Source organism: Saccharomonospora saliphila YIM 90502, assembly GCF_000383795.1.
GTDB lineage: Bacteria > Actinomycetota > Actinomycetes > Mycobacteriales > Pseudonocardiaceae > Saccharomonospora > Saccharomonospora saliphila.
Map to the genome: position 1 here is coordinate 1,749 of NZ_KB912635.1, position 1,708 is coordinate 3,456.

General features: G+C 70.6%; 2 protein-coding genes. Both read left to right on the forward strand.

The window, feature by feature from the left end; translation table 11 throughout:
- Nucleotides 1-427 (forward strand): transglycosylase SLT domain-containing protein (locus tag SACSA_RS21575; protein WP_083940160.1); only part of this gene is annotated, 427 nt, incomplete at its 5' end.
- Nucleotides 428-868: 441 nt separating this feature from the next.
- On the forward strand, nucleotides 869-1,609 hold the full coding sequence (locus SACSA_RS0104930) for a M15 family metallopeptidase (RefSeq protein ID WP_019814034.1): 741 nt from the start codon (nucleotides 869-871) through the stop codon (nucleotides 1,607-1,609).
- The last annotated feature ends 99 nt before the right edge of the window (nucleotides 1,610-1,708 follow it).

The following is a 1,708-nucleotide window of genomic DNA, read 5'->3' on the forward strand; positions in this document are numbered from 1 at the left end:
CGCGGAGGCCAAGGGCGGAGGCGCCGCGGCCCCGGCCCCGGCACCGGCACCGGCCCCGGTGGAGCCCGTCGACCAGCTCGACGGCTGGATCCGCACCGCCATCGACATCATGCAGGCCGAGGGCGTCGCGGTCTCGGAGGAGCACATCGACGAGATCCGCACCGTCATCGAGAAGGAGTCGAGCGGGGACCCCAGGGCGATCAACAACTGGGACATCAACGCCAAGCGCGGTACCCCGTCGAAGGGCCTGATGCAGACCATCGACCCGACCTTCAACGCCTACAAGCTTCCGGGCTACGACGACATCTACAACCCGGTCGACAACATCATCGCGGGCGTGCGGTACACACTCGACCGTTACGGCAGCTTCGCCGAACACCCCGGCCTTGCCCAGATGGCGGCGGGTGGCGGTTACCGCGGCTACTGAGCACGCGCGGGCCGCGTCGAACCCCGCGGGGTTGCCCGGGTCCGATCGTCCCTTTCGGACGGCCGGACCCGTCGTGTGTTCAGGGGGCGAACCGCATTACGGCGCCGACGACGTCCGGCACGGCACGCTCCGGTCACGGCCCGCTTCCCGCAACTGATACACGTGTTTCGCGGTCCGGACGGTCGCGGCGTCACGCGTGGCGTGGCCCGGCCCCCCGGGTGCCGTGGTCCGCGAGGGCTCCGGCACCCGCCCGGCGACCGCGCACCGGCAGGCGGAACACGACGTCAGCGGGGACCGGAGGCGACGGCGGATTCCGGCATTCGGCCTACAACGGACGGTCGCGGCCGATCGACGGACGTCGCCGAAACGCGTTGACCGTCCGGTTCGCACGCCCCGAGCATGGCGCGTGGCGATTTCCGCACACGCACCCACGGAGGCGCAATGCGCAGACGTCTGGCACTCCTGTTCACCGCACTCGCCCTCGCTGTGAGCGGCATGGTCGTCGGTGCTGCCACCGCACCACCGACCGCCTCGGCCGACGCTTGCTACACCTGGGACCGGACCCTGCAACGGGGCGCGAGTGGCAGCGATGTCACCCAGCTCCAGATCCGGGTCGCGGGCTGGGTGAGCTACGGCGAGAACCTGGCCATCGACGGGCAGTACGGACCCGCCACCGAGGCGGCCGTGAAACGATTCCAGAGCGGGTACGGTCTCGCCGCCGACGGCGTGGCCGGTCCCCAGACCTACAACCAGATCTACGCGCTGCAGGACGCGGACTGCACACCCGCGCACTTCAGCCACTCGGAGTTCAACGACAACTGCGGCGCCAACAACTACCAGGGCGGCAAGGTATCGGCCGCCACGGCGCGGGAGAACATCAAGCGCATCATGTGGCAGCTCGAAGCGCTGCGGCACAAGCTCGGTGACCGTCCGATCGCGGTGACCTCCGGCTTCCGCAGCGTGTCGTGCAACTCGGCGGTCGGCGGGTCGTCGACGAGCCTGCACATGTACGGCCAGGCCGCCGACCTCGGGCTGGCGAGCGGCCCGAGCCAGTGCGAGATGTGGAGTGGCGCGCGCTCGGCCGGGTTCGAGGAGATCCTCGGGCAGGGCTATCCGGGGCACAACGACCATGTCCACGTCGGCAACAAGTCGAGCCGGTTCTGGAGCGCTCCGAACTGCTGAGACACGAGGACTGAGTCGTACCGCCCGACCGGGCGCGCTCGCCGAGCCCGATCGAGCGGTCCCGGCTCCGCGCGGCGCCGGGACGCCCACCGCCGTCCC